Below are 22,710 nucleotides of genomic sequence, written 5' to 3' on the forward strand. Positions count from 1 at the left end.
GAGAGACAGGAGGAATGTCCGTGCAGGAGCAAAATCGACAGCGCCGCCCACGACGGGAGTTCAACCGCGAAGAAGGCGTGGCAAAAGCCCAGGCCTTGTTTCACAGGCATGGGTTCGACGGCGTTGGCGTTGCCGCACTGACCGAGGCCCTCAATATCAATCCACCAAGCCTCTACGCCGCCTATGGAAGCAAGCTCGGCCTCTTCGAACGCACGCTCCAGCGCTATGTCGCTGAAGAGGCGCTGCCGCTATCGGACATCTTCACCGAGGACAGGTCTCTCGCGGAGGCCATTGCGCAACTCTTTTCTGTGGCTGCCCAACAGTACAGCCGCGACACGTCCTGTCCCGGTTGCCTGGTCACCGAAGGTGCGCGGGCTGCAGACCCTGAAGCCCGGGCAGCCGCGCTGAGGATCGGCCAGCACATGATTGACGCGCTCCGCTCTGCAATCTCCGTCCGATCCCCCAATGATGCTGACAGGCTGACGGACTTTGTCACGACCACGTTGCGCGGCTTCTCGGCCGCGGCATATGCCGGCATGGACCCAGAGAGGTTGGCAGCCGTGGCCCGATTTTCCGGCGAGCTGCTCGCGAAAGAACTTGAGGGCGCCTGATTAGCGGCGGTCATGACCGCGATCCCACGCGGACGTCAGCGCCGCGCAGGCGCTCGAACAGACAGCATAGCGTTCGAACGACCGATGACAACGCGAACCGCTCTTTGTCGTCGAGAGCCCACGCCATCATCAACCTGAGAGGAATCGACCAGATGCCCAATCGCGCAGAGCAGATATTCCAGCCCCAATTCAAATTCGGCCTCGGCGGCGTTCCGCTCGGCAACGAGTTCAACAAGCATACCGACAAGGAGGCTGAAGCAACGCTCGAAGCGGCGTGGGCGCTCGGCGTTCGGTATTATGACGTGGCGCCCTGGTACGGCTTCGGGCTTGCCGAACGGCGCTTCGGCCATTTTCTGCACAACAAAAACCGTGCCGACTATGTGCTGTCTTCCAAGGTGGGAAAGCTCTTCAAGGCATCAAAAGACAACAGGCATGCCGACGTCTTCCCCATGTCGGATTCACCGAACGATCTGATTATGGACTACACGGCCGATGGCGTGCGCCGCTCCATCGAAGACAGCCTGCAGCGCCTGGGCGTCTCCCATCTCGATATCGCATATGTCCACGATCTCTCGCCCGATTTCCCCTACCACCCGAACGGCTGGGAAGAGTCATACGAAATCGCACGCAAAGGTGCCTTTCCTGAGCTGACGAAAATGCGCGAGGAGGGCATCATCCGCGCGTGGGGCGTCGGCGTGAATACGCCTTTCGCCATTCTGAAGGTTATCGAGGACGCCGATCCGGATGTGTGCCTATGCGCCCGCCAATATTCGCTCATCGATCATGCCAATGCCATCGAGCAGGTCGTCCCGGCGGGGTGAGGTGGTCTCGCCTTCTTGGACAGTTTGGCGGCTGAGTTAAGCTAATCCCGGTTGTCATTCATGCCGCCTGTTTGATCATCAGATCATGGGGGGCATGCCCCCCATGATCTGATTGCCCGATCCGCCGATAGGCCTCGACCGGGGTTTCTCCGGCAAGGCCCGAGTGCGGACGCTGGGTATTGTAATAGGTGATCCACCGGCCAAGGCCAGCCTTCAGCTCCGAGCCGGTCTCGAAGGCATGGAGGTAGACGCATTCGTACTTCAGGGAGCGCCAGAGGCGCTCGATGAAGACGTTGTCCATCCACCGCCCTCGACCATCCATGCTGATGCGGACCTCGGCCTCGCGCAGCACGCTGGTGAAGGCTAGCGAAGTAAACTGGCTGCCCTGATCGGTGTTGAAGATTTCCGGCTTGCCGAACCGGGCCAGCGCCTCCTCCAGCGCCGCGACGCAGAACCCGGCATCCATCGTGTTCGACAACCGCCAGGCCAGCACCTTGCGCGTCGCCCAGTCCATGATCGCCACCAGATAGAGGAAGCCGCGCCGCATCGGGATGTATGTCACATCGGCGCACCAGACATGATTGGGCCGCTCGATTACCAGCTTGCGCAGCAGATACGGATAGACCCGATGCTGCGGGTGCGGATCGCTCGTGCGCGGCCGCTGGTAGATCGGCGTCAGCCCCATCTTCGCCATCAGTCGTCGTGTACGGCGGCGACCGACTTCATGGCCTGCACGGCACAGATGCCGGGCCATCTGGCGGCTGCCGTACCATGGGCAGTCCAGGAACGTCGTGTCGATCACCGTCATCAGTGCAAGCGTCTCGTCCGTTTCCGGCACCGGCGCGTAGTAATAGGACGAACGACTGATCCGCAGCAGGCGACACTGCGCCGAGATCGACAGGCGGTGGTGAGCAGGTTCGACCATCGCCCGCCTCCGGTCCACGCTCATCGACCGAAGGCTTTCGCTAAAAAATCCCGCTCCACGACCAGTTGCCCGACCTTGGCGTGCAGCTTTTCCACCTCGCTCTCGCTGACGGCCTTGGCCACATCGCCAGATCCGGAGAACGTGCCGGCCATCCCGTCGATGGCTTGCCGCTTCCACGATGCGATCATCGTGTGGTGCACGCCGTGCTTGGCTGCCAGCTCCGCCAGCGTCAAGTCGCCCCGGATCGCTTCCAGCGCCACCTTGGCCTTGAACTCCGCGCTGTAGCGCTTTCTCGTCGTCTTCATTCCCGTACCAGTCATTCAGGTCGGGTGTAGCTTAACACCCTGTCCAGAAAACCGGCACCACCTCAGTGCGCGAGAAGAACGTCTCGCTGGTGATCGGCTCGTCGCTTAACGCGGGCTTCATTTCCGGAAGCCCCCGCTACAACTATGGTCCTGAGAACTACAAGATCCCGCCGGAGGCCATCGAGAAACGCGATCGCCTCAAAGCCACTGCCGCGCTCCACGGCGTAGATTTGCGAACTGCCGCGCTCCAGTTCTCGGCTGCGGGTTCCGAAGCGGTTGCCCTTGTCGTCGGTGCTGGCAGCGAGGCGCAGATAACGGAAAACTACAATTCGATGCAGGCCAAGATTCCAACCGAGCTTTGGGAGGACCTCAGGCAGCAGAATCTCGTCCATCAAGATGCTGCACTCCCCCTCTCTCCAACGGCCTGAACACGGACGCGGCGACAGGATCTATGACGGCCGGGTTAGCCACGTCGACCTTAGCTATTGGCGCTGCGACCAGCAAATCCCTGCTTCGATGCGGCGGCACACCAAATGCTCGCCGGGCGATTTCCGATCTGCCTCCGCCTGGGGACCGTCCAAGGGAAAGCCCCCGGGTGTCCCCGGGGGCCTGTGTTCGACAACCATGTTGTCCGAGCGGGAGACTCAGATCTGAGTCATGCCGCCATCTGCGACAAGATCGATGCCGGTGACGAAGCTGGAGTCGCTCGACGCCAGGAACAGGGCCGCCTTGGCCATTTCTTCGGGACGACCGATGCGGCCCAGCGGTACAACCGCGATGATCTGCCCCATGAAGGCATCGACCTGTTCCGGGGTGAGGCCTGACGTGCCCATGATCGGCGTATCGATCGGGCCTGGGCTCAGCGTATTGACTCTGATGCCACGATCCTTGAGTTCGGCCGCCCACGTCCGCGCGAATGAGCGGACCGCTGCCTTCGAAGCGGAATAAGGCGCGAAGCCGGGGATACCCTTGTAATGCGCGTTCGAAGCGGTCAGCACGATGGACGCTCCATCGCTCAGGAGCGGAAGCGCCTTTTGCACGGTGAAAAACACGCCGCGGGTGTTGACGTTGAAGACCCTGTCGAAATGTTCCGGCGACGCGGCCGCGCCCTCAGGCGCCAGCCCCCCAACGGCGGCATTGGCGACGACCACGTCGACGCGGCCCTTTTCACGGCGCACGACATCGTAGAGCCTGTCGAGGTCTTCGAAGCTGGCGACATCACCCTGAACCGGTGTCACGTTTCGCCCGATCTCCTTGCCGGCGTTGTCGAGCTCGCTTTCGCGACGGCCGGTGATGAAGACATATGCGCCTTCCGCGACGAATTCTTTGGCTATGGCAAGGCCGATGCCGCTCGAACCCCCGGTGATGACCGCGACCTTGTTTTCAAGTTTGCCGGACATGGACTGAACCTTTCGCTTGTTTCCCGTTGTCTCCCATCCGATTTAGGTGATATAGCGACCGCTATATAGTACATACCTTTTGGTATGTGGCCGTGGCGACACGAACTTTTTGGTTCGTGAGGAGACATACGATGCGCAAACGGAAAAAGACGTACAGTTGCGGCCTTGAGGCCGCACTCGCGGTGACCGGCGGCAGATGGAAGTTCCTCATACTGTGGGTGCTCTCGCACCAAGGCACCAAACGCTTCGGCGAACTGAGGCGGGCGGTAACGGGTATCAGCGAAAAGATGCTGATCCAGGAACTCAAGGAACTGGAACTCGACGGCATCATTGGCCGCAAGGACTTCAAGGAAGTGCCGCCGCGCGTGGAGTATAGCTTGACCGCGCTGGGCATCGAGCTCGGCGAGGCAACACAGCCGCTATGCGACTGGGGCGCCAAGAATATCGAACGCATCTCCGGCCAGCCCATGCAGGTCGAACCCGCGATGGCCAGCTGAGTCAGTCCTCAGCGGCCAACCGATACGGGCATCCCGGCCTGGGCCTAGCGCGGCCCTCGGCGCGACCAGAGCACCACGCGAAACCTCGGCGCGGTATCTGGGGGAAGGCGATGTCGGTCAAGATGCGTCGGCTTCGATTATCCGACAGCTAAGCCGAAAGGAAACGCGCGGAATGGGGTCTGCTCCATCCTGATGGTAGGACGACTCCGCCGTTCCGGGTCGTCTCAATCATTATCAGGAGAATTGGTGCGGGTGGTCGGAATCGAACCGACACTCCTTTCGGAACCGGATTTTGAATCCGGCGCGTCTACCAGTTTCACCACACCCGCACATTTGCCGCCGATTCTAGCCGACGCTCTCTGCGCCTATACTGCACCTAGAGCGAAAACCGAACTTCAACAGCCACTTTGCCTTCACCCGTAACCCGCTCAAAACAAGACGTTTCCAACTCGTCGTGTTTTTCTGTGGATTGGTAGACAAACCACTTTTTGAAGGGAGGCGCGTTTACTGAATGCTTCCTTCTTGTGGCGAGCCAACCCCTTTTCGAGCGCGTTCAACAGCGCCTGTTCGCTCCTATGCTGCACCTACCGGTCAGGGAAACCCGCCGATGTGTACGCCATTGCCCGAAAATACCGCACAGCATCTCGAGAAGGCTTCCAGTATCAACATCTATCGGTCTCAATCGCTCCGGCAACGTAGGAGATTGAGATGGCAAAGCTTGAAGCTACGCAAATCCGAAGAACAATCCGGCGGCAGCAGTTGCGTGAAATGGTGCCGATGGCCGACAGCACTATCTATGAAATGGAGCAACGTGGCGAATTCCCACGACGGTTCGCGCTCTCGCCACGTTGCATCGTGTGGGATCTGGCCGAGGTCGAGGCTTGGTTGATCGCACGACGGACCGCCCCGATCCGTCGTGCGCAGCACCCCGACGTCACTAAGCGCAAATCCCGTCCGGTCAGAGAGCGGGATCAAGCTCCATCAAAGGTATAGTTGCAGGCATTAGCGTGGGGGTATGCCTGCGACCTTCCACCCAAGCGTCCACGGTATCCGCCCATTCCTGCATCATATGCCGGCGCTGCACCTCGTATTCCGCCTTGTTGTAGACGCCGCGAGACGATCGCCCGTCCTCGTGCGCCAAGCACTTTTCGATCCAGTCGCGATTGAAACCCAACTCATTCAGTAGGGTCGATCCGGTTCGCCGCAGGTCGTGTACCGTGAATGGTTCGAGCGGCAGCCCATCTTCTTTGGCCTGCTCCACAACCGAATAAGTGACCCGATTGAACGTCGCTCGAGACATTGGAGCGTCGGCGTCGTAGCGCGAAGGTAGCAGATACCGGGAGTTGCCGGCACAGGTCTTGAGCGCAATCATAATGTCGAGAGTCTGGCGGCAGAGATAGACGTTGTGCGCCTTCGACCGCTTCATTCGCTCCTTGGGAATCGTCCAAACGGCGTTCTCAAAATCGACCTCATCCCACACCGCGTCCTGCAGTTCGCTCTTGCGCACCATCGTCAGTAAGAAGAGTCGCATTCCGAGCCGGATCGTCGGCAACGTCGCGACCTTTTCCAGCTCTTTCAACATCACTCGAATTTCCGCAGGCGACAGTGCGCGGTCCTTCGGCGCGAACGTCGCGATCGATGATGGTCCGACGTCATCGGCCGGATTGGCCACCTTCTCGCCGTACAAGATCGCGAAGCCGTAGATCTGCTTCAGGATATCCCGGACATGGATCGCGGTAGCTGGCGCGCCGCGATCGACAATCTTTCCGCATTGCGCGCGAAGATCGTCCGGCGTGATTTCGGTGAGAAGGCGGTTGCGCCAAACCGGCAATAGCTCTCGTTCGAAGATGGAACGACGCATTGCTCGGGTGCTGTCGGCCATCGGCGCGTTCACCAACCATTTTTCGCCGAACTCGCCGAAGCTCTTCGCCTCCTTGATGCGGCGCTTTTCCCGCTGCTTTTCAATGGCTGGCGACCTGCCCTCGCTGATAGCTCGCCTCGCGTCCAGGCAAAGCTCCCTCGCTCGCGCTAGCGATATTCCATCTCGCCCGTATTTGCCCAGATAGACTGTCTCACGTCGACCATTAAGCCGGTAGTCCAACCTGAACGACACCGCACCAGATGGCGCGACGCGCACATACATGCCGTCGCGGTCCGTCACCTTGTACATTTTCTCTTTGGGTTTCAGCGCTTTGATCGCTGCATCCGTCAACATGCCATGCCGCCTCCAAAAAAGTACCGTCGCGCGGTTTTGGGGGGCTCTCGTCGGAAAAGTCTGCGTATTGTCAGCAGCTTAGCGTCAAAAAAGTACCGTCAGGAGCCTCATCTCCCTTGACGGTACTTTCAAATTTCGTCGCGATCAATATGGCCAAGGCCCGTCAACGGGGCCGACGGCCGCGATCTCTCCCCACCGATAGGCATCGATAGATGCCGGCAGGAATGTTTATTTTTATCAGTGGGTTAGATCGTACTTTAGCGTGGTTTCGGATATGCCCGGACAGGCAAAAATCATTCCCACTCGATCGTGCCGGGCGGTTTTGACGTATAGTCGTAGACCACCCGGTTGATGCCCTTCACCTCATTGATGATCCGGGTCGCCACGCGGCTCAGGAATGCCGCGTCGAAGGGGTATATGTCGGCCGTCATGCCGTCCGTGGACGTCACCGCCCGCAGCGCGCACACGCTGTCATAGGTGCGGTAATCGCCCATCACGCCCACGGTCCGCACCGGCAGCAGCACGGCGAAAGCCTGCCAGATCGCGTCATAGAGGCCCGCATTGCGGATTTCCTCCAGATAGACAGCATCCGCCTTGCGCAATATGTCGCACCGCTCCTTGGTGACCTCGCCCGGAATGCGGATCGCAAGGCCCGGCCCCGGAAAGGGATGCCGCCCGACGAAGATGTCGGGAAGCCCCAGCTCACGGCCCAGCGCCCGCACCTCATCCTTGAACAGTTCGCGCAGCGGCTCGACCAGCTTCATGTTCATCCGCTCAGGCAGGCCGCCGACATTGTGATGGCTCTTGATCGTCACCGAAGGGCCGCCGGTAAAGCTGACGCTCTCGATCACGTCAGGATAGAGCGTGCCTTGCGCCAGGAACCCGGCGCCGCCGATCTTCTTCGCCTCATCCTCGAACACGTCGATGAAGGTTTTGCCGATGAACTTGCGCTTGGCCTCGGGGTCGGTGACGCCCGCCAGCCCGCTGAGGAACAGCGTCTCCGCATTCACATGGACAAGCGGGATATTATAGGCGTTGCGGAACAGCGAAACGACCTGCTCCGCCTCCCCCGCCCGCATCAGGCCATGGTCGACGAACACGCAGGTCAACTGGTCGCCGATCGCTTCATGGATCAGCACGGCGGCCACGGCGCTGTCGACGCCGCCGGACAGGCCGCAGATCACCTTGCCGTCACCCACCTGTGCGCGGATTTCGGCGATCTTGGTCGCGCGGAACTCGGCCATCGTCCAATCGCCGGCCAGACCGCAGACATGACGCGCGAAATTGGCGATCAGCTTGCCGCCGTCGGGCGTGTGCGCCACCTCCGGGTGGAACTGCATGGCGTAGAAGCGCTTCGCCTCATTCGCGACAATGGCGTAGGGCGCGCCCTCGCTGGTCGCGACCACCTCAAACCCTTCGGCAAGGCGCGTCACCTTGTCGCCATGGCTCATCCACACCTGATGCCGCTCGCCTGCCTTCCACAGACCGTCGAACAGGCTGCAGCTTTTCTTCACTTCGATGAAGGCGCGGCCGAACTCGCCGCTCTCGCCGCCTTCCACGTTGCCGCCCATCTGCTGCATCATCGTCTGCTGGCCATAGCAGATGCCCAGGATCGGAATGCCCGCGTCGAAGAAAGGCTGCGGCGCACGCGGGCTGTCCTCCCACATGACGGAGGATGGCCCGCCGGACAGGATGATGCCCTTCGGGTTCATCCGTTCGAACGCTTCGGCGGCGCTGTTGAACGGAGCGATCTCGCTGTAGACGCCCGCCTCGCGCACCCTGCGCGCGATGAGCTGGGTCACCTGGCTGCCGAAATCGACTATCAGGATGGAGTCCTGGACGGGGAGAGTCATCGAATCGCCTTTTCTCGCGCGCCGGTGGGGAATGCGGCGCGGTTAATGCGGCGGGGCGGCAAAGTCCAGCGAACCGCCTTCATCCCTGGCCGTTCCCCTCTGGCCGATGAAAGCGGCCAGGGCCAGCACCAGCGCCGCGATCAGGAACGCGCTGCCGAGGAAGGGCAATGGCGCGCCGGACCCGGCCGACAGCGAATAGATGGTGCCGAAGAACAGAGGGGAGATGACGCCCGCTATGCTGCCCACGCTGTTGTTCGCGCCCTGAAGCTGGCCCTGTTCGGATTCCGACACGCGGCGGGTCATCAGCGCCTGTATGGTCGGCATGGCGAGGCCCCACAACGCATTGGGGAACATCGCCGCCACGAACAGCCAGTCGGTCGGGGCCAGCCCCATGCAGGCAAGGCCGATCGCGCCGAAACACAGGCCGATGATCATCGTCCGCCGGTCGCCCAGCCGCTTCACCACGGGGCCGACCAGCATCCCCTGCACGATCATGTCGAGACCGCCGGTCATCGCCAGCAGCGCGCCGACCTGCCACGCGCTCCAGCCATAGCGTTCGCCCGCGTAAAGAACGAACACGGCGGAAAAGACATGATGGGCGAAATAAAGCAGGAAATTCACGGTCGCCAGGCCCGCCAATTCCGGGTGCGACTGTAGCAGGCGCATCGCGCCGAACGGGTTGGCGCGTTTCCAGGAGAAAGCCATGCGCTTTTCCGGCGCCAGCGATTCCGGCAGCACGAAATATCCGTAGAGGAAGGCGATGCCGCACAGGCCCGACGCCGCCCAGAATGGCGCGCACAGCGATATCTCGCCCAGCGCGCCGCCGATCAGCGGCCCGGCGACGAAACCGGCGCTGAACGCCGCGCCAATCAGGCCATAGCCCCGCGCGCGATCCTCCGGCGCGGTGATGTCGGCCATATAGGCAAAGGCCGTGGTGAAGCTGGAGGAGGTGATCCCCCCCAATATCCGGCCGACCGCCAGCCACCACATGCTTGGCGCGACGGCCATCAGCAGGAAGTCCGCGGCCAGCCCGGCAACCGAAAGAAGGACGACCGGCCGCCGCCCGAACCGGTCGGAAAGCGACCCGATAATGGGCGAGCACAGAAACTGCATCGCGGCCCAGAGGGACACGAACACGCCGTTCCACACCCCGGCATAATGGGGCGAAGCGGCAAGCTGTTCGATCAGCGGGGCAAGCACGGGAATGACGATGCCCATCGACATGATGTCGAGGAGCGCTGTCACCAGGATGAAGGCGACCGCCGCCTTGCGATGGGTGTGGCCCACCAGGGGCATGGCAAACTCCGGACGCCCCGCGGGCAGTTATCGTGCCGTCCGGCGCCTACCGCCCGAAGCGGCGCGATGCAAGCTGATCAGAGTGGCGGGCGCGCCTCAGATAGTCGCCGGGTCGCGCGCCAGATAGACCTCGGCCACCCGGCCATTCTTCACCGTGCAGGTGAAGTTGCGCAGCTTGCCGCCGCTGTTGCGATAGCCGGAACGCTGCTCGACGCTGCCGTCGATATTCCATCCGCCATTGCCGGTCGCCTGCGGATTGCCGATGTCCTTGACCTCCGCATAGGTCCCGCCCGACGACGCCTTGTCGCGCGCCGCGACGGCGCAGGCGTCAACCGCCGCTTCCTCGCTGGCGATGTCGCCCTTGCCGGCATAGTCATCCGAATAATCCCCGGCATCGCGATCGGCTGCGTTTCCGGCATAGGCGCCGCCAACGCCGGTGCTGCTGCCGCCGTCGGCCGTGACCGGGCCGCCATTGTCGCCCTCATAGGAGCGATCCCGCGAATCGCGATCCTTCTTCATCGAATTGGCGACGATCACGGCCGCGCCCAGCAGGGCGGCGATGCCGACCGCATCGCCGAAGCCGAAGCCGTTGCCGCGATGATGCCCGTGACCGTAATCGCCCCAGCCGCGCCCATATCCACGGTCCCAGCGCCCGTCGCGCGCCATGGCGGGAGTGATGCTGCCAGCGATCAGCGCTGCGCCAACCAGGGAACTCACTGCAATCCGTCCGAGCCGCATGGCCATATCCTCTGCTGTACCGGACAGCATCTATACGCCCCCGGCTGTCGCATGTCTGAACAAATCGGGCTGCCGGTCAGTCGGGATCGGATATTTTGAGGCCGGTCCAATAGGCGGCGAAGGCGTATATATCGGAATATTCGTCGATCACCTTGTCGACGGGCTTTCCCGATCCGTGGCCGGTGCGCGTCTCCACGCGGATCAGATGCGGCTTCGGCCCGATGTCCGCCGCCTGCAGGGCCGCGGCATATTTGAAGCTGTGGGCGGGCACGACACGATCGTCCGTGTCCCCCGTCGTCACCAGTATCGCCGGATAATCCTTGCCCGGCAGGATGTTGTGATAGGGCGAGTAACTGTAGAGGAGCGGGAAGTCCTCCGCCTTGCCCGGATCGCCATAATCGTCGATCCAGAAGCGGCCGACGGTGAATTTGTCGAACCGCAGCATGTCCATCACGCCGACGCTGGGCAGCGCGGCTGCGAACAGGTCGGGGCGCTGATTGACGACCGCGCCGACCAGCAATCCGCCATTGGACCGCCCCTCGACCGCCAACTGATCCTTGCCCGTATAGCCGTTCGCCTTCAGATATTCGCCAGCGGCGATGAAGTCGTCAAAGACATTCTGCTTGTTCTGCAACCGCCCGGCATCGTGCCAGGACTGGCCGAACTCCCCGCCTCCGCGCAGATTGGCGATGGCGACAGCCCCGCCCTGCTCCAGCCAGGCAAGGCGCGTGGCAGAAAAGCCGGGATTGAGGGAAATATTGAACCCGCCATAGCCGTAAAGCAGGGTCGGCGCGGTGCGGCCGCTGATCGCTATGTCCCTGCGCCGGATGATGGTCATCGGGATCATCGTGCCGTCCTTCGACGGATAGGTGAGCTGCACCGTCACAAACGCTTCGGGATCGAAGGCAAGCCGCGGCTGGGCGAAAATCTCGATGGTCCCCGTCCCGGTGTCATAGCGATAGACGGTCGAGGGCATGGTGAAGCCGGAGAAGCTGAAGAAAGTCTCCGGGTCTCCGCCCTTGCCCGCAAATCCCGCCGCCGTCCCAATGCCGGGCAGCGGCACGTCGCCCACGCGCCGGCCATCCATCTCCACCAGTTCGGCATAGGTCCGCGTATCGGCCAGATAGGCGATGACGATGCGGCTGCCAATCATCGATGCGCCCGACAGGGTTTGCGCGCGCTGCGCCACGATTTCTGCGGGTCTGCGGCGGCTTCGCCTGGCGTCCAGCGTCACCAGGCGGCTGTTGGGCGCATCCAGATTGGTGACGAACCACATGGTGTCGCCGCGGCTGCCGACGAAACGCCATTCATTCTGCAGGCCCCGCACCAGCGGCCGGGTCTTTACCGGTCCTCCGGCCAGGAAACCGTTCAGCGCGATCAGGGTGATCTCCTGCCGCGCCTCCGTTCCACGCGACGATGTGATGACCAGCCATTGCCCGTCATCCGTCACCCGCGCACGGTGATTAAGCTCCGGCCTGTCGGGCGTTTCATAGACCATCCGGTCCTGCGCCGCCGGCGTGCCGACCCGATGATACCAGACCTTCTGCCCCCGGCTGGCGGACTGGAACGCTTCCCCCGGCGCGGGCGCTTCGAACCGCGAATAGAAGAAGCCCTCGCTGCGCGCATCCCAGCTAAGGCTGGAGAATTTCACCCAGGGGATATTTTCGTGGAATGTCCGGCCCGTGGCGACGTCCAGCATGTGCAGCGTGCGCCAGTCCGTCCCGGCATCCTGCGTTGCGTAGAGCAGCAGACGGCCATTGGGCGCAGGCTCCCACTCCGCCAGCGCCGTCGTCCCGTCATCCGCCAGCGCATTGGGGTCGAGCAGCAGCCGTTGCTCGCCATGCAGCCCCTGCCGCACATAGAGCGGCGACTGATTCTGCAGGCCGCTATTATAGGTGTAGAAATATAGCCCGGCGGCTTTGCGCGGCGTAGAAAAACGGCCATAATCGAACAGCTTGGCCATTCTTTTTCGCAACAGGTCTCGGCCGGGCAGCTTGTCGAGATAGGCGCGCGTCACCCGGTTTTCGGCCGCCACCCAATCCTCGACCGCCTTGTCCCGCCGCACATCCTGCTCAAGCCAGCGATAGGGATCGCGGACCTTCACGCCGAAATGGTCTTCCACCAAGTCAAGGGCGCGCGTGGCGGGATAGCGGATGAGCGGCTTCGCGGACGCGCCAGCCGTCAGTCCGGCCGCTCCGCCCATCGCCGCCGGTTCTGCATATGCGCCGCCATGGATCAGCACGGACATCGCCAGAAGCGCGGCGATCAGCCTGGCGGGCAACTGCATCGATATCCTCTCCTGAGCGATTTCGGATGAAATGGAACATTTCATGGCCCGGAAATCACGGCGCGACAAAGGACTAAACCGCCACTTTGATCCTATCGAAATCGGACGGCGTCTAGACCAAAACAGGCCGCCGATCTACGGACCGGCGGCCTGTTTGTGAAGCATTTCCAGCCCTTACCGGGCCAGCCAAGCGGATTATGCGGCTTCCAGCTCGTCCTCGTCGGCGTTCTGGACCGGACCGGAATCCTGACCCTTGGCCGAAACGTCGCGATCGACCAGTTCGATGATCGCGATCGGCGCGGCGTCCGAAGCGCGGAAACCGGCCTTGATGACGCGGGTGTAACCGCCGTTGCGGCCCTTGTAGCGCTCGGCCAGAACGTCGAACAGCTTGGTGAGCTGCGCATCGTCCATCAGGCGGCTGTTCGCCAGGCGACGGTTGGACAGGCCACCCTTCTTCGCCAGCGTGATCAGCTTCTCGACGTAGGGACGCAGTTCCTTCGCCTTCGGCGTGGTGGTGAGAATCTGCTCATGCTTGATGAGCGAAGCCGCGAGGTTGCGGAGAAGCGCGGTGCGATGCCCGGCGCTGCGCTGCAGCTTGCGATGACCAACCTTGTGACGCATGTCTTTTTCCTTCGTTCGTTAAGGGACCGTATCAGGTATCCCAGACCAGGCGGTTTATCAGGGGACCGCCATCCCCCTGTTTCGTCACCCCAGCGAAGGCTGGGGTCTCATGCCGCCAGATACGACCTAGAGGCCCAAGATCCCAGCCTTCGCTGGGATGACGGTTGTTTCTTAACCGAGCAGTTCCTGCTCCAGCTTCTTGGCCATTTCCTCGATATTCTCGGGCGGCCAGCCGGGGATGTCCATGCCAAGGCGCAGGCCCATCGACGACAGCACTTCCTTGATCTCGTTCAGCGACTTGCGGCCGAAATTCGGGGTGCGCAGCATCTCGGCTTCGGTCTTTTGAACCAGATCGCCGATATAGATGATGTTGTCGTTCTTGAGGCAGTTGGCCGAACGGACGGACAGTTCCAGCTCGTCCACCTTCTTGAGAAGGTAGCGGTTGATGGTGTTCGTGTCGCTCTCGCCTTCGGAAGCCGACGAAACGGCGCCGCCGCCGATCGAAGGCGCAGCCGCGGGCAGCGCATCCTCGAAATGGACGAAAAGCTGCAACTGGTCCTGAAGGATGCGCGCGGCATAGGCCACGGCGTCTTCCGGGGTCACGGTGCCGTCGGTCTCGACGGTCAGCGACAGCTTGTCATAGTCCAGTTCCTGGCCGACGCGGGTGTTATCGACCTTGTAGGCGACCTGACGGACCGGCGAATAGAGCGCGTCGATCGGGATCAGGCCGATGGGCGCATCCGCCGGACGGTTGGCGACGGCGGGGACATAGCCCTTACCGACGTCAGCGGTCAGTTCCATGTTGAGGGTCGCGCCCTCGTCCAGATGGCAGATGACCAGGTTCGGGTTCATCACCTCGATGTCGCCGGACACGGCGATATCGCCGGCCTTGACTTCCGCCGGGCCGGTGGCGGCCAGTTGCAGGCGCTTGGGGCCTTCGCCTTCCATGCGCAGCGCGATCTGCTTCACGTTGAGGACGATGTCGGTCACATCCTCGCGCACGCCGGCAAGCGAGGAGAATTCGTGCAGCACGTTCTCGATCTTGATCGAGGTCACTGCCGCGCCCTGCAGCGACGACAGAAGTACGCGGCGCAGCGCGTTGCCGAGCGTCAGGCCGAAACCGCGCTCCAGCGGCTCGGCAACGAACGTCGCCTTCCGCTTGCCTTCGCCGCTGACCTTGATCTCAAGGGCGTTCGGCTTCTTCAATTCCTGCCAGTTCTTCATGTTGACAGTCATGTAATTCCCCTGGGAATGTGGCCGGAACCGCTCTGGTGGTCCTTGGAAGCTCCGGCCGGTGCAAAATGTGGAGGGTGGCGCGTCCGCCGCCCCCGGTAACGGCTGGAACTGTTAAACGCGACGGCGTTTGGAAGGACGCACGCCATTGTGCGGGATCGGCGTCACGTCACGGATCGAGGTGATGGTGAAGCCAACCGCCTGCAGGGCGCGCAGGGCCGATTCACGGCCCGAACCCGGACCCTTGACCTCAACCTCCAGGGTGCGGACGCCATGCTCGGCCGCCTTGCGGCCCGCATCCTCGGCGCAGACCTGCGCGGCATAGGGGGTCGACTTGCGCGAACCCTTGAAGCCCATCATGCCGGCGGAGGACCAGGAGATCGCGTTGCCCTGGGCGTCGGTGATGGTGACCATCGTGTTGTTGAAGCTGGCGTTCACATGCGCGACGCCGCTGGAGATGTTTTTGCGCTCGCGCCGTTTGATGCGCTGAGGTTCACGTGCCATTTGCTAAATCCTACTCGAAACCTTGAGGAAAGCTGCGTCCAGACCCCGGACGGGGCCGCGCGGCTTACTTCTTCTTACCAGCGATCGGCTTGGCCTTGCCCTTGCGGGTGCGCGCATTGGTGTGCGTGCGCTGGCCACGAACCGGAAGGCCCTTGCGATGGCGCAGGCCACGATAGCAGGCGAGGTCCATCAAACGCTTGATGTTCATCGCCGTCTCGCGGCGCAGGTCGCCCTCAACCGTCAGGTCGGCGTCGATCGCTTCACGAATTTGAAGCACTTCGGCGTCAGAAAGGTCCTGGATGCGGCGGCTCTGGTCGATGCCCAGCTTGGTCGCGATGTCCACGGCGGTCTTGCGGCCGATACCGTGAATGTAGGTGAGCGCAATGATAACGCGCTTGTTTGTGGGCAGGTTAACGCCCGCGATACGTGCCATGTAGTCTAGTCTCCTGCTCCACGGGGCGTGTGGCGTTGCCCCATCTCAAAGCTTCCATGACCCCGGACGCAAAAAAGACGGCCAGCGCGCTGCGCTGCCGGTACCAAGCGTGTCGGGATGGGTTGCCCTTACTGAGTCGGGCGTGGGGTGTCAAGCGGGCGGCGGGGAACCACCCGCTTCTCAACGTGTTTCAACCCCCGCCCCGCATCAGGCAAGCGGCGGACGGATGGGGGACCAGCCAATGCAGCGTATAGCATGTCACGCCAGCCCTGTGGCCCTCTGCGCGGTCCTCTACGCCGCCCTCTGCTTCTGCGCGCTCTTCGCCTGCACGGTTCCGGCCAGCGCCCAAACCTCCCATGACCAGCCGCTGCGCAATCTCTGCGCCGACCGCCCCGGCCTCGACACCCCGCCATGCACGGTGGACAAGGGACATCTGGTGGTGGAAACCGGCCTTGGCGACTGGACGCATGAGAAGGACGCTGACACGCGAACCAGCACCCTGACCGCCGGGGATCTCCTTCTGCGGCTCGGCGTCACGGATGATATGGAGGTGCAGGCCGGATGGACCGCCTTCGGCCATGTCCGGGAGCGTGACCGCGAAACCGGCGCCCTCACGCATCGCTCCGGCACTGGCGACCTGACGCTCGCCGTTCGCCAGAACCTGCGCAATCCCGACGGGTCGCGCTTTTCCGCGGCCGTCATGCCCTATGTCACTCTGCCCACGGGCGGTCAGGCCATCGGAGCGGGGGACACGGCTTTCGGATTGCTCATCCCTCTCAGCTTCAGCCTGAGCGACCGCATCACCCTTAGCCTGACGCCACAAGCCGATGCCGCCGTGGATGAGGATCGCAACGGCCGCCATCTCGCCTATGGCAGCGTCGCGGGCCTTGGCGTCGATCTTACGGACAGCCTGACTGGAGCGCTGGAATTTCAGGCCACCCGCGACGATGATCCCTCCGGCCATATGACTGAGGCCCTGGCCAGCCTCTCCTTCGGCTGGCAGCCGGGCGACAATATACAGTTCGACATTGGCGGCGTCGCCGGCCTCAACCATGACAGCCCGGACGCGGAAATATATGCAGGCATAACCCGCCGCTTCTGACCGATTGCGCGCGGCCCCAGTGTCTGTTATAACATTTGTATGAACAAGCCGCTGAAACTCATCAAGATCGGCAATTCGACCGGCGTCATTCTCCCGAAAGAGGTGCTGTCGCGCCTGCAGGTCCAGTTGGGCGATGAACTGAGCGTATCCGATACGCCCGGCGGCGTGGAGTTGCGCGCGAGCGATGGCGATTTCGAAGCGCAAATGGCTGCGGCGCAAGCGGTCATGGATCGCCGGCGGCGCGCGCTGCGCGAACTCGCAAAATAAGCTGACCCATGGCCCAGGAATGGATTTGGGTGGCGCTTGAAGTGGCCATCGCCGCACATCGTGCGCAACTCGCCGAACATGGCGGGGGCGATGGCGTGCGCGACATGGCTCTCCTGGAAAGCGCCATGTCGCGTCCGGTCAACCTTGCCGCCTATGTCGAGCCTGATGCGGCTGCGCTTGCGGCCAGCTATGCCTATGGCATCGCGCGAAATCACCCTTTTGTTGACGGCAACAAGCGGACGGCTCTGGTCGTCAGCGAAACATTCCTTAATCTGAACGGCCAATGGCTCGACGCGACGGACGCAGAGCTTGTCGTGCAGTTTCTCGCCCTCGCATCCGGAGATCTGCCGGAGGATGAACTCGCCCTCTGGTTCCGCGAGCAGCTGGCATAGGAACAAGACGAACGCCGGGCTGGTCAAAATTCAGTGCAGATGGAGCCGAAAAGTGGGATTTTTGAGCACCGAAGCGCAGCGTACTTAAGGTACGTGAGCACCGGAGCGCAGAAAATCGCGCTTTGCAGGCCCATATGCGCTGAATTTTGACCAGCCCTAACCGGTCATCCGGCGCAGCACTCCATCCTTCAGCACGAAATGATGGCGGAGCGCCGCGCCGATATGCAGCAGCGCCAGCAGGCCGAACAGCAATCCCAGCACTCCATGTCCGCCGCGCGATATGTCGACGACGGCCTCCCCCTTCGTCACGGCGAACTTGGGGATGTCGAACAGCCAGAACCATGTCAGCGGGCGGTCTCCGGCGGATGTCATGACCCATCCCGTCAGCGGCACGATCAGTAGCAGGGCGTAGAAGGCGAAATGCGTGGCGTTGGCCGCCAGCTTTTCCCAGGCGGGCATGGCCGATGGCAGGGGCGGCGCGGGATGCGACAAGCGCCAGGCGATCCGCGCCAATGTCAGGAACAGGATGGTGATCCCCGCCGCCTTGTGCAGCGGCATGACCGGGAAAGCCTTGCCCAGCGCGTCGTGGAATATCCCGCCCACTATGTTGAAGATCACCAGCAGGGCTATCGTCCAGTGAAGCCAGCGCGCCACCTGGCTGTAACGGACGGTGTGATCTTCAATCATGCGCGCCTCATTCCTGTTTCCGGCCTTTTTCCGGCCCTCCCCCTGTCGAACGGCCGGGACGATCTTATGCTCCATTACCTCCGGGAAAACGGGCCATCCGTCAAAGATACTTTCGGTCGGTTCACACCCGGTCATATCGGGCAAGATGCGCGACATATTGGGTGCTTTTCCCACCGCGCAGATAGTGACAAACGAAACTATATTGCCCATATAGGCAGGGATGGCTGCTGACTCTCCCCCGCCTCCCGGCGCCGCCGCCGACTGGACCGTGCCTCAGGCATGGGACAGCTACACGCCTGCTGAACATGCGATGTGGGACAGGCTGTTTGCGCGCCAGTCCGCAATGCTGCCGGGCCGCGTGACGCCGGCCTTCCTGGATGGCCTGGACGTGCTGCGCATGACCCGGCCGGGCATCCCGAATTTTGAGGAGTTGAATGACCGGCTGATGCAGCGGACCGGCTGGCAGGTCGTCGCCGCCCCCGGCCTTGTCCCGGACGCCGTATTTTTCGATCATCTCGCCAATCGCCGTTTCGTCGCCGGGCGCTTCATCCGCACGCCGGAGCAGATCGATTATCTGGAGGAGCCGGACATCTTCCATGATGTATTCGGCCATGTTCCCCTGCTCGCCCATCCGGTCTTTGCTGATTATATGCAGGCTTATGGCCAGGGCGGTCTGCGCAGCCTGGGCTTCGGCGCGCTGCACAAGCTGGCCCGGCTTTACTGGTACACGGTGGAGTTCGGCCTGATCCGCGAGGATGGCGGCCTGCGCCTCTATGGCGCGGGGATCGTGTCGTCCTTCGGCGAGTCCAAATTCGCGCTGGATGATCCGTCGCCCAACCGGATCGGCTTTGACCTGAAGCGCCTGATGCGGACGAAATACCGGATCGACGATTATCAGCAGAGCTATTTCGTCATCGACAGTTTCGACGATCTGCTGCGCCAGACGATGGAGACGGATTTCGCCCCGCTTTATGCCGAGCTGGAGGATAGCGATGATCTGGAACCGGACGCCCTGATCTCCGATGACCGGGTGATTACCCATGGCACGCAGGCTTATGCTCTCGCGAAGGCGGCGGAATAGCCGGCCAGCCGCACGGCCCGTGATATTTGCCCGTGATATTTGGATGACAGGCCCTTAAGCATTTGCCATCTCTTTCGCATGAGGGAGAAGGAACTGAGGCTGGCGCTGGTCTGCTATGGCGGGGTCAGCCTCGCCATCTACATGCACGGCATCACCAAGGAAATCTGGCGCCTCGCCCGCGCCAGCCGCGCCTATCATGACGGTCTGCCCGCGCCGGACGGCAGCGGCGCGGTCTATCGCCAGATACTGGAGGATGTCGAGCAGGAGACCGGCACCCGGCTCCGCATCCTGCCCGATATCATCGCCGGGGCAAGCGCGGGCGGCATCAACGGCATCTTTCTGGCGCAGGCGATAGAGACCGGCCAGTCGCTCGAACCGCTGACTGACCTCTGGCTGAAAAATGCCGATGTCGACCGGCTTCTGGACCCGGACGCCCGGCCGGGCGCGCGGCTCACCAAATTCTGGGCCGCCCCCCTCGTCTGGATGGCCGCGCGCCGCCCCGGCGACACGGTGGAGCGCACGGTCGCCCCCGACACGCGGGAGGAAGTGCGGCAGAAGCTCTCCAATTTCATCCGCTCCCGCTGGTTCGAGCCGCCCTTTGGCGGGGCGGGCTTCACCGCCATGCTGCTGGAGGCGTTCGACGCGATGGCGGAAACGCCCTGCGACCTGCCGCTGCTGCCGCTGCTGCCGCCCGGCCATCCGCTCGACCTGTTCGTCACCGTCACGGATTTTGAGGGCTATCCCGAAAGCCTGACCCTCAACAGCCCCGCCCATGTGATAGAGACGGAGCATCGCCTGACCATCGGCTTCCGCGCGCGCGGCAATGAGGGCAATCGCCGCCTCGCGGACCCCGCCGAACTGGTGTTCGCCGCCCGCGCCACCGCCAGCTTCCCCGGCGCCTTCCCGCCCTTCACCGTGCGGGAACTGGACAAGGTGCTGGCGGACAAGGAACGCGCCTGGCCCGGCCGCGCGGACTTCCTCGCCCGCGCCCTGCCCCGGCATACGGTCCTGGGCACGGCGGAGGATGCGATCCTGATCGACGGGTCAGTGCTCGCCAACGCCCCCTTCGCCCCCGCCATCGGCGCGCTGCGCAGCCGCCCCTCCCGGCGGGAGGTGGATCGCCGCTTCGTCTATATCGATCCCAAGCCCCGGCACCGCAGCATCCGCCTGACCCGCTCCGGCGAACAGGAGCCTCTGAAAGAGGGCGAGCATCCCCCGCCCCCCGGCTTCTTCCGCACCATCTTCGGTTCGCTGAGCGACATCCCGCGCGAACAGCCGATCCGCGACAATCTGGAGGCGATTGAAAGCCGGTCCCGCCGGATCAGGCGCATGCGCCGCATCACCGATGCGCTGCGCGAACAGATTGAGCAGGATGTCGAGGCCGCCGTCGGCCGCAGCCTGTTTCTCAACCGCCCCACCCCCGCCCGCCTGTCCGGCTGGCGCGCCAAGGCGCAGGGCCGCGCCGCGCAGGCCGCCGGTTTCGCCTATCCCGCTTATGGCCATCTCAAGCTGTCGGGCATTGTCGAGGATATCGCCGACCGGCTGTTCCGCCTGGGCGGGGACGGCAGCGGGATGATGCGCGAGCACTATCGCCAGGCCATCTGGGCGCATATCCGCGAGGAAGGGATCGACCAGATCCGCGAGGATGCCGGCGGCGGCGTGAAGTCCAACCTGATCCTGTTCTTCCGCGCGCATGACCTGGGCTTCCGCGTCCGCCGCCTGCGCTTCCTCGCCCGCCGCCTCACCGACACGCTGGAGATTGAAAGCGCGGCGGAAAGCGATGCCGTCACCGCCCTGCACGACGCCATCTATGACGGCCTTGCCCTCTATCTGGAGTGCGAGGCGAGCGACTATTACGGCCCGGACGTCACCTACGCCGCGCGCGCAGCCCTGGACGATCCCGCCCGCGCGATGACCGTGCTGGCCGACGCCCGCGACCTGCGCACCAAGGATGAGCGGACCGACATCATGCTGTCAGAGGCGCTCTGGGGTCTGCCGAAGGACGAGCGGCGGCTGATGCTCCTCGCCTATCTGGGCTTCCCCTTCTACGACATCGCCACCCTGCCCTTGCTTCAGGGGGAGGCGCTGGACGAATATGATCCGGTGAAGGTCGACCGCATTTCGCCCGAAGATTGCTCCGCCATTCGCCCCGGCGGCGCTGACACGACCTTGAAAGGCATAGAATTCAATAATTTCGGCGCATTCTTTAGCAGGGCCTATCGGGAAAATGACTATCTCTGGGGCCGCCTGCATGGTGCGGAGAGGCTGATGGATATCGTGATTTCGGCTCTGCCTGCCGGAGCGCAGCTTTCCCCCGAAACAATCGCCGGATATAGGAAACGCGCCTTTAACGCGATCCTGGATGAGGAGGAGGAGAGGCTGAGCCTGACGTCGGACTTGATTGCGAGCCTGCGAAGGGAAATCGGGTGAGCATCCGCCTGTGGGGGGCGGTCCTGCCCGCATTGTCCTGTGCCCTGCTGCTGCCTGCCTGCACACCGTCCCCGGCGGAAAAGCCCGCGGAGACGGAGCGCGGGTCTGCGCCCTCGCCGCATGCCCTGTCCGCGGCCGGACCATCCGCCGCCGAACCTGCGGAGGACAGCCCTGCCCCGCCCCCTCTGCCGAAGGTGACGCCCGCCGAAGTCGCGTTGGAGGAGCCGCTGCCGCCCCTGAAAACGCAGCCCGACGCCTTTCTGCCCCCGCCCGTCACGACCACCCTGCCGCAAGACCTGCCGCCGGGGGAAGGCGCCGCCGATCCCAAGCCCTTCCCGCCCGCCGTCACCGCCTTCATGATCGACCGGGACGGTTGCGACCATTTCCGGGGCGAAGAAGCCTATGACGCCGACCGGGCGGCATTTCTTGAGGAAAATCTGCGCCAGCTCTGCACAGGCACCGACGCCCGGCTCGCCGCCCTGCGCGGCCGTTACGCCGGAAACCCGGACGTGATCGCCGCCCTCGCCCATTATGAGGACAGGATAGAGGGCGGCGCGGAATAGACAGGCCAGCAGAGAGGCTGAAGGGGGAGGAAGATTTGCCGGGAATAACAAGGTCGGTCGGCGACGGCGGCGACAATGATAGGGCGGACGTCGCACAGGTGCAGACGCTGCTCAACGCGGTCATCGGACTTTTGGGCCTCGCGCCGCTCGATGCGGACGGGCTGTGCGGCAAGGGGACGATCGCCGCGATCAAGGCGTTCCAGTTCCGCTTTACCGGCCTCACCGCGCCTGACGGGCGCATGGACCCCGGCGGCCGCACCTTCCTGAAGCTGCAGAGCGCCGCCGCAGCCGCCACGCAGCAGCCCCCGCCCAGGCCCGCCACCAAGCTCAGCGGCGCTGACTGGTGGAAGGCCAATCAGGGCAAATACGCCAACAGCGCCGCCCTGTCCGACCTCGCCCCCGCTTTCCGCGACAAGGCGAAACGCTTCGTGGCCGCCCTGCGCGACGCG

24 protein-coding genes and 1 tRNA gene are annotated in these 22,710 nt (G+C 63.2%); 12 read left to right on the plus strand and 13 right to left on the minus strand.

The window, feature by feature from the left end; genetic code table 11:
* Positions 1-14: 14 nt before the first annotated feature.
* Together BHQ40_RS14825 and BHQ40_RS14830 are read left to right on the plus strand one after the other, a co-directional pair.
* Entirely contained in the window at positions 15-611 is a 597-nt protein-coding gene (locus BHQ40_RS14825) for a TetR/AcrR family transcriptional regulator (protein WP_070156636.1), read from the plus strand.
* 152 nt (positions 612-763) lie between these two features.
* Positions 764-1,432 (plus strand): aldo/keto reductase, encoded by a 669-nt coding sequence (locus tag BHQ40_RS14830; RefSeq protein WP_070156637.1) that lies wholly within the window; start codon positions 764-766, stop codon positions 1,430-1,432.
* A gap of 58 nt (positions 1,433-1,490) precedes the next feature.
* Here BHQ40_RS14830 and BHQ40_RS14835 read toward each other — a convergent pair.
* Positions 1,491-2,662, minus strand: a protein-coding gene (locus tag BHQ40_RS14835; RefSeq protein ID WP_139139315.1) for an IS3 family transposase whose coding sequence is annotated in 2 segments (ribosomal slippage) — positions 1,491-2,398 and positions 2,398-2,662 — 1,173 coding nt in all. Because the reading frame shifts where the segments join, the coding sequence is not laid out codon by codon here.
* A 65-nt stretch (positions 2,663-2,727) separates the two neighbouring features.
* On the opposite strand from BHQ40_RS14835, the gene BHQ40_RS14845 reads away from it, so the two are divergent.
* Positions 2,728-3,090, plus strand: coding sequence for an aldo/keto reductase (locus BHQ40_RS14845; RefSeq protein WP_070156640.1), 363 nt, complete (start codon positions 2,728-2,730; stop codon positions 3,088-3,090).
* A gap of 216 nt (positions 3,091-3,306) precedes the next feature.
* Here BHQ40_RS14845 and BHQ40_RS14850 read toward each other — a convergent pair whose 3' ends face one another.
* On the minus strand, positions 3,307-4,062 hold the full coding sequence (locus BHQ40_RS14850) for an SDR family oxidoreductase (RefSeq protein ID WP_070156641.1): 756 nt from the start codon (positions 4,060-4,062) through the stop codon (positions 3,307-3,309).
* A gap of 131 nt (positions 4,063-4,193) precedes the next feature.
* Here BHQ40_RS14850 and BHQ40_RS14855 point away from each other — a divergent pair, with 131 nt between their 5' ends.
* Positions 4,194-4,559 (plus strand): winged helix-turn-helix transcriptional regulator, encoded by a 366-nt coding sequence (locus BHQ40_RS14855; RefSeq protein WP_070156642.1) that lies wholly within the window; start codon positions 4,194-4,196, stop codon positions 4,557-4,559.
* 244 nt (positions 4,560-4,803) lie between these two features.
* Here BHQ40_RS14855 and BHQ40_RS14860 read toward each other — a convergent pair.
* Positions 4,804-4,888, minus strand: a tRNA-Leu gene (locus BHQ40_RS14860).
* A gap of 379 nt (positions 4,889-5,267) precedes the next feature.
* Between BHQ40_RS14860 and BHQ40_RS25195 the strand changes: the two genes are divergently transcribed.
* On the plus strand, positions 5,268-5,552 hold the full coding sequence (locus tag BHQ40_RS25195) for a helix-turn-helix transcriptional regulator (RefSeq protein ID WP_083276949.1): 285 nt from the start codon (positions 5,268-5,270) through the stop codon (positions 5,550-5,552).
* Here the strand turns inward: BHQ40_RS25195 and BHQ40_RS14865 are convergent.
* The 9 genes from BHQ40_RS14865 to rpsM form a co-directional block, all read right to left on the minus strand.
* Positions 5,518-6,774 carry a tyrosine-type recombinase/integrase gene (locus BHQ40_RS14865; RefSeq protein WP_070156643.1) on the minus strand — a complete coding sequence of 419 codons (1,257 nt, stop codon included), beginning with the start codon at positions 6,772-6,774 and terminating at the stop codon, positions 5,518-5,520. The two genes, BHQ40_RS25195 and BHQ40_RS14865, sit on opposite strands and share 35 nt — an antisense overlap.
* A gap of 293 nt (positions 6,775-7,067) precedes the next feature.
* Complete coding sequence (gene guaA / locus BHQ40_RS14870; protein WP_070156644.1) at positions 7,068-8,627, minus strand: glutamine-hydrolyzing GMP synthase; 1,560 nt, start codon at positions 8,625-8,627, stop codon at positions 7,068-7,070.
* A 42-nt stretch (positions 8,628-8,669) separates the two neighbouring features.
* Entirely contained in the window at positions 8,670-9,923 is a 1,254-nt protein-coding gene (locus BHQ40_RS14875; protein ID WP_070156645.1) for a TCR/Tet family MFS transporter, read from the minus strand.
* Positions 9,924-10,019: 96 nt separating this feature from the next.
* Positions 10,020-10,691: a hypothetical protein gene (locus BHQ40_RS14880; RefSeq protein ID WP_253183372.1), complete on the minus strand. Its 672-nt coding sequence runs from the start codon at positions 10,689-10,691 to the stop codon at positions 10,020-10,022.
* A gap of 46 nt (positions 10,692-10,737) precedes the next feature.
* Positions 10,738-12,948 (minus strand): prolyl oligopeptidase family serine peptidase, encoded by a 2,211-nt coding sequence (locus BHQ40_RS14885; protein WP_070156647.1) that lies wholly within the window; start codon positions 12,946-12,948, stop codon positions 10,738-10,740.
* A gap of 195 nt (positions 12,949-13,143) precedes the next feature.
* Positions 13,144-13,569, minus strand: coding sequence for a 50S ribosomal protein L17 (gene rplQ / locus BHQ40_RS14890; protein ID WP_070156648.1), 426 nt, complete (start codon positions 13,567-13,569; stop codon positions 13,144-13,146).
* A gap of 171 nt (positions 13,570-13,740) precedes the next feature.
* Positions 13,741-14,805 (minus strand): DNA-directed RNA polymerase subunit alpha, encoded by a 1,065-nt coding sequence (locus tag BHQ40_RS14895; protein WP_070156649.1) that lies wholly within the window; start codon positions 14,803-14,805, stop codon positions 13,741-13,743.
* 111 nt (positions 14,806-14,916) lie between these two features.
* Complete coding sequence (gene rpsK / locus BHQ40_RS14900; RefSeq protein WP_070156650.1) at positions 14,917-15,306, minus strand: 30S ribosomal protein S11; 390 nt, start codon at positions 15,304-15,306, stop codon at positions 14,917-14,919.
* Positions 15,307-15,370: 64 nt separating this feature from the next.
* On the minus strand, positions 15,371-15,739 hold the full coding sequence (rpsM, locus tag BHQ40_RS14905; protein ID WP_070156651.1) for a 30S ribosomal protein S13: 369 nt from the start codon (positions 15,737-15,739) through the stop codon (positions 15,371-15,373).
* A gap of 241 nt (positions 15,740-15,980) precedes the next feature.
* Here rpsM and BHQ40_RS14910 point away from each other — a divergent pair, with 241 nt between their 5' ends.
* The 3 genes from BHQ40_RS14910 to BHQ40_RS14920 are packed head-to-tail and all read left to right on the plus strand — an operon-like array spanning position 15,981 to position 17,500.
* Positions 15,981-16,841 (plus strand): transporter, encoded by an 861-nt coding sequence (locus BHQ40_RS14910; RefSeq protein WP_083276950.1) that lies wholly within the window; start codon positions 15,981-15,983, stop codon positions 16,839-16,841.
* Positions 16,842-16,880: 39 nt separating this feature from the next.
* The gene (locus BHQ40_RS14915) at positions 16,881-17,108 is read left to right on the plus strand and encodes an AbrB/MazE/SpoVT family DNA-binding domain-containing protein (RefSeq protein WP_070156653.1); all 228 of its coding nucleotides are present in this window, start codon (positions 16,881-16,883) and stop codon (positions 17,106-17,108) included.
* Between the two features lie 8 nt (positions 17,109-17,116).
* Entirely contained in the window at positions 17,117-17,500 is a 384-nt protein-coding gene (locus tag BHQ40_RS14920) for a type II toxin-antitoxin system death-on-curing family toxin (RefSeq protein ID WP_070156654.1), read from the plus strand.
* 156 nt (positions 17,501-17,656) lie between these two features.
* Here BHQ40_RS14920 and BHQ40_RS14925 read toward each other — a convergent pair whose 3' ends face one another.
* A complete protein-coding gene (locus tag BHQ40_RS14925; protein ID WP_070156658.1) occupies positions 17,657-18,187 on the minus strand; it encodes a cytochrome b in 531 nt (176 codons plus the stop codon).
* A 220-nt stretch (positions 18,188-18,407) separates the two neighbouring features.
* On the opposite strand from BHQ40_RS14925, the gene phhA reads away from it, so the two are divergent.
* The 4 genes from phhA to BHQ40_RS14945 all read left to right on the plus strand — a co-directional run.
* Positions 18,408-19,268, plus strand: coding sequence for a phenylalanine 4-monooxygenase (gene phhA / locus BHQ40_RS14930; protein ID WP_070156655.1), 861 nt, complete (start codon positions 18,408-18,410; stop codon positions 19,266-19,268).
* A gap of 78 nt (positions 19,269-19,346) precedes the next feature.
* Entirely contained in the window at positions 19,347-21,698 is a 2,352-nt protein-coding gene (locus BHQ40_RS14935) for a patatin-like protein (RefSeq protein WP_070156656.1), read from the plus strand.
* Entirely contained in the window at positions 21,695-22,261 is a 567-nt protein-coding gene (locus BHQ40_RS14940) for a hypothetical protein (RefSeq protein ID WP_253183373.1), read from the plus strand. Before BHQ40_RS14935 ends, BHQ40_RS14940 begins: the two co-directional genes overlap by 4 nt.
* Positions 22,262-22,296: 35 nt before the next feature.
* On the plus strand, positions 22,297-22,710 hold a 414-nt coding region (locus BHQ40_RS14945), incomplete at its 3' end, for a peptidoglycan-binding domain-containing protein (protein WP_171905865.1).

Origin of the sequence: Sphingobium phenoxybenzoativorans, from assembly GCF_001757355.1 — a bacterium.
In the GTDB taxonomy this organism is placed as follows: Bacteria; Pseudomonadota; Alphaproteobacteria; order Sphingomonadales; family Sphingomonadaceae; genus Sphingobium; species Sphingobium phenoxybenzoativorans.

Coding starts and splice junctions, on each gene's coding strand:
- rpsK (WP_070156650.1), bottom strand. CDS start 15,306: ATGGCACGTGAACCTCAGCGCATCAAACGGCGCGAGCGCAAAAACATC.
- BHQ40_RS14825 (WP_070156636.1), top strand. CDS start 15: ATGTCCGTGCAGGAGCAAAATCGACAGCGCCGCCCACGACGGGAGTTC.
- rpsM (WP_070156651.1), bottom strand. CDS start 15,739: ATGGCACGTATCGCGGGCGTTAACCTGCCCACAAACAAGCGCGTTATC.
- BHQ40_RS14885 (WP_070156647.1), bottom strand. CDS start 12,948: ATGCAGTTGCCCGCCAGGCTGATCGCCGCGCTTCTGGCGATGTCCGTG.
- rplQ (WP_070156648.1), bottom strand. CDS start 13,569: ATGCGTCACAAGGTTGGTCATCGCAAGCTGCAGCGCAGCGCCGGGCAT.
- BHQ40_RS14925 (WP_070156658.1), bottom strand. CDS start 18,187: ATGATTGAAGATCACACCGTCCGTTACAGCCAGGTGGCGCGCTGGCTT.
- BHQ40_RS14855 (WP_070156642.1), top strand. CDS start 4,194: ATGCGCAAACGGAAAAAGACGTACAGTTGCGGCCTTGAGGCCGCACTC.
- phhA (WP_070156655.1), top strand. CDS start 18,408: ATGGCTGCTGACTCTCCCCCGCCTCCCGGCGCCGCCGCCGACTGGACC.
- BHQ40_RS14895 (WP_070156649.1), bottom strand. CDS start 14,805: ATGACTGTCAACATGAAGAACTGGCAGGAATTGAAGAAGCCGAACGCC.
- BHQ40_RS14920 (WP_070156654.1), top strand. CDS start 17,117: ATGGCCCAGGAATGGATTTGGGTGGCGCTTGAAGTGGCCATCGCCGCA.
- BHQ40_RS14875 (WP_070156645.1), bottom strand. CDS start 9,923: ATGCCCCTGGTGGGCCACACCCATCGCAAGGCGGCGGTCGCCTTCATC.
- BHQ40_RS14830 (WP_070156637.1), top strand. CDS start 764: ATGCCCAATCGCGCAGAGCAGATATTCCAGCCCCAATTCAAATTCGGC.
- BHQ40_RS14915 (WP_070156653.1), top strand. CDS start 16,881: ATGAACAAGCCGCTGAAACTCATCAAGATCGGCAATTCGACCGGCGTC.
- BHQ40_RS14850 (WP_070156641.1), bottom strand. CDS start 4,062: ATGTCCGGCAAACTTGAAAACAAGGTCGCGGTCATCACCGGGGGTTCG.
- BHQ40_RS14935 (WP_070156656.1), top strand. CDS start 19,347: ATGAGGGAGAAGGAACTGAGGCTGGCGCTGGTCTGCTATGGCGGGGTC.
- guaA (WP_070156644.1), bottom strand. CDS start 8,627: ATGACTCTCCCCGTCCAGGACTCCATCCTGATAGTCGATTTCGGCAGC.
- BHQ40_RS14865 (WP_070156643.1), bottom strand. CDS start 6,774: ATGTTGACGGATGCAGCGATCAAAGCGCTGAAACCCAAAGAGAAAATG.
- BHQ40_RS14880 (WP_253183372.1), bottom strand. CDS start 10,691: ATGCTGTCCGGTACAGCAGAGGATATGGCCATGCGGCTCGGACGGATT.
- BHQ40_RS14910 (WP_083276950.1), top strand. CDS start 15,981: ATGCAGCGTATAGCATGTCACGCCAGCCCTGTGGCCCTCTGCGCGGTC.
- BHQ40_RS25195 (WP_083276949.1), top strand. CDS start 5,268: ATGGCAAAGCTTGAAGCTACGCAAATCCGAAGAACAATCCGGCGGCAG.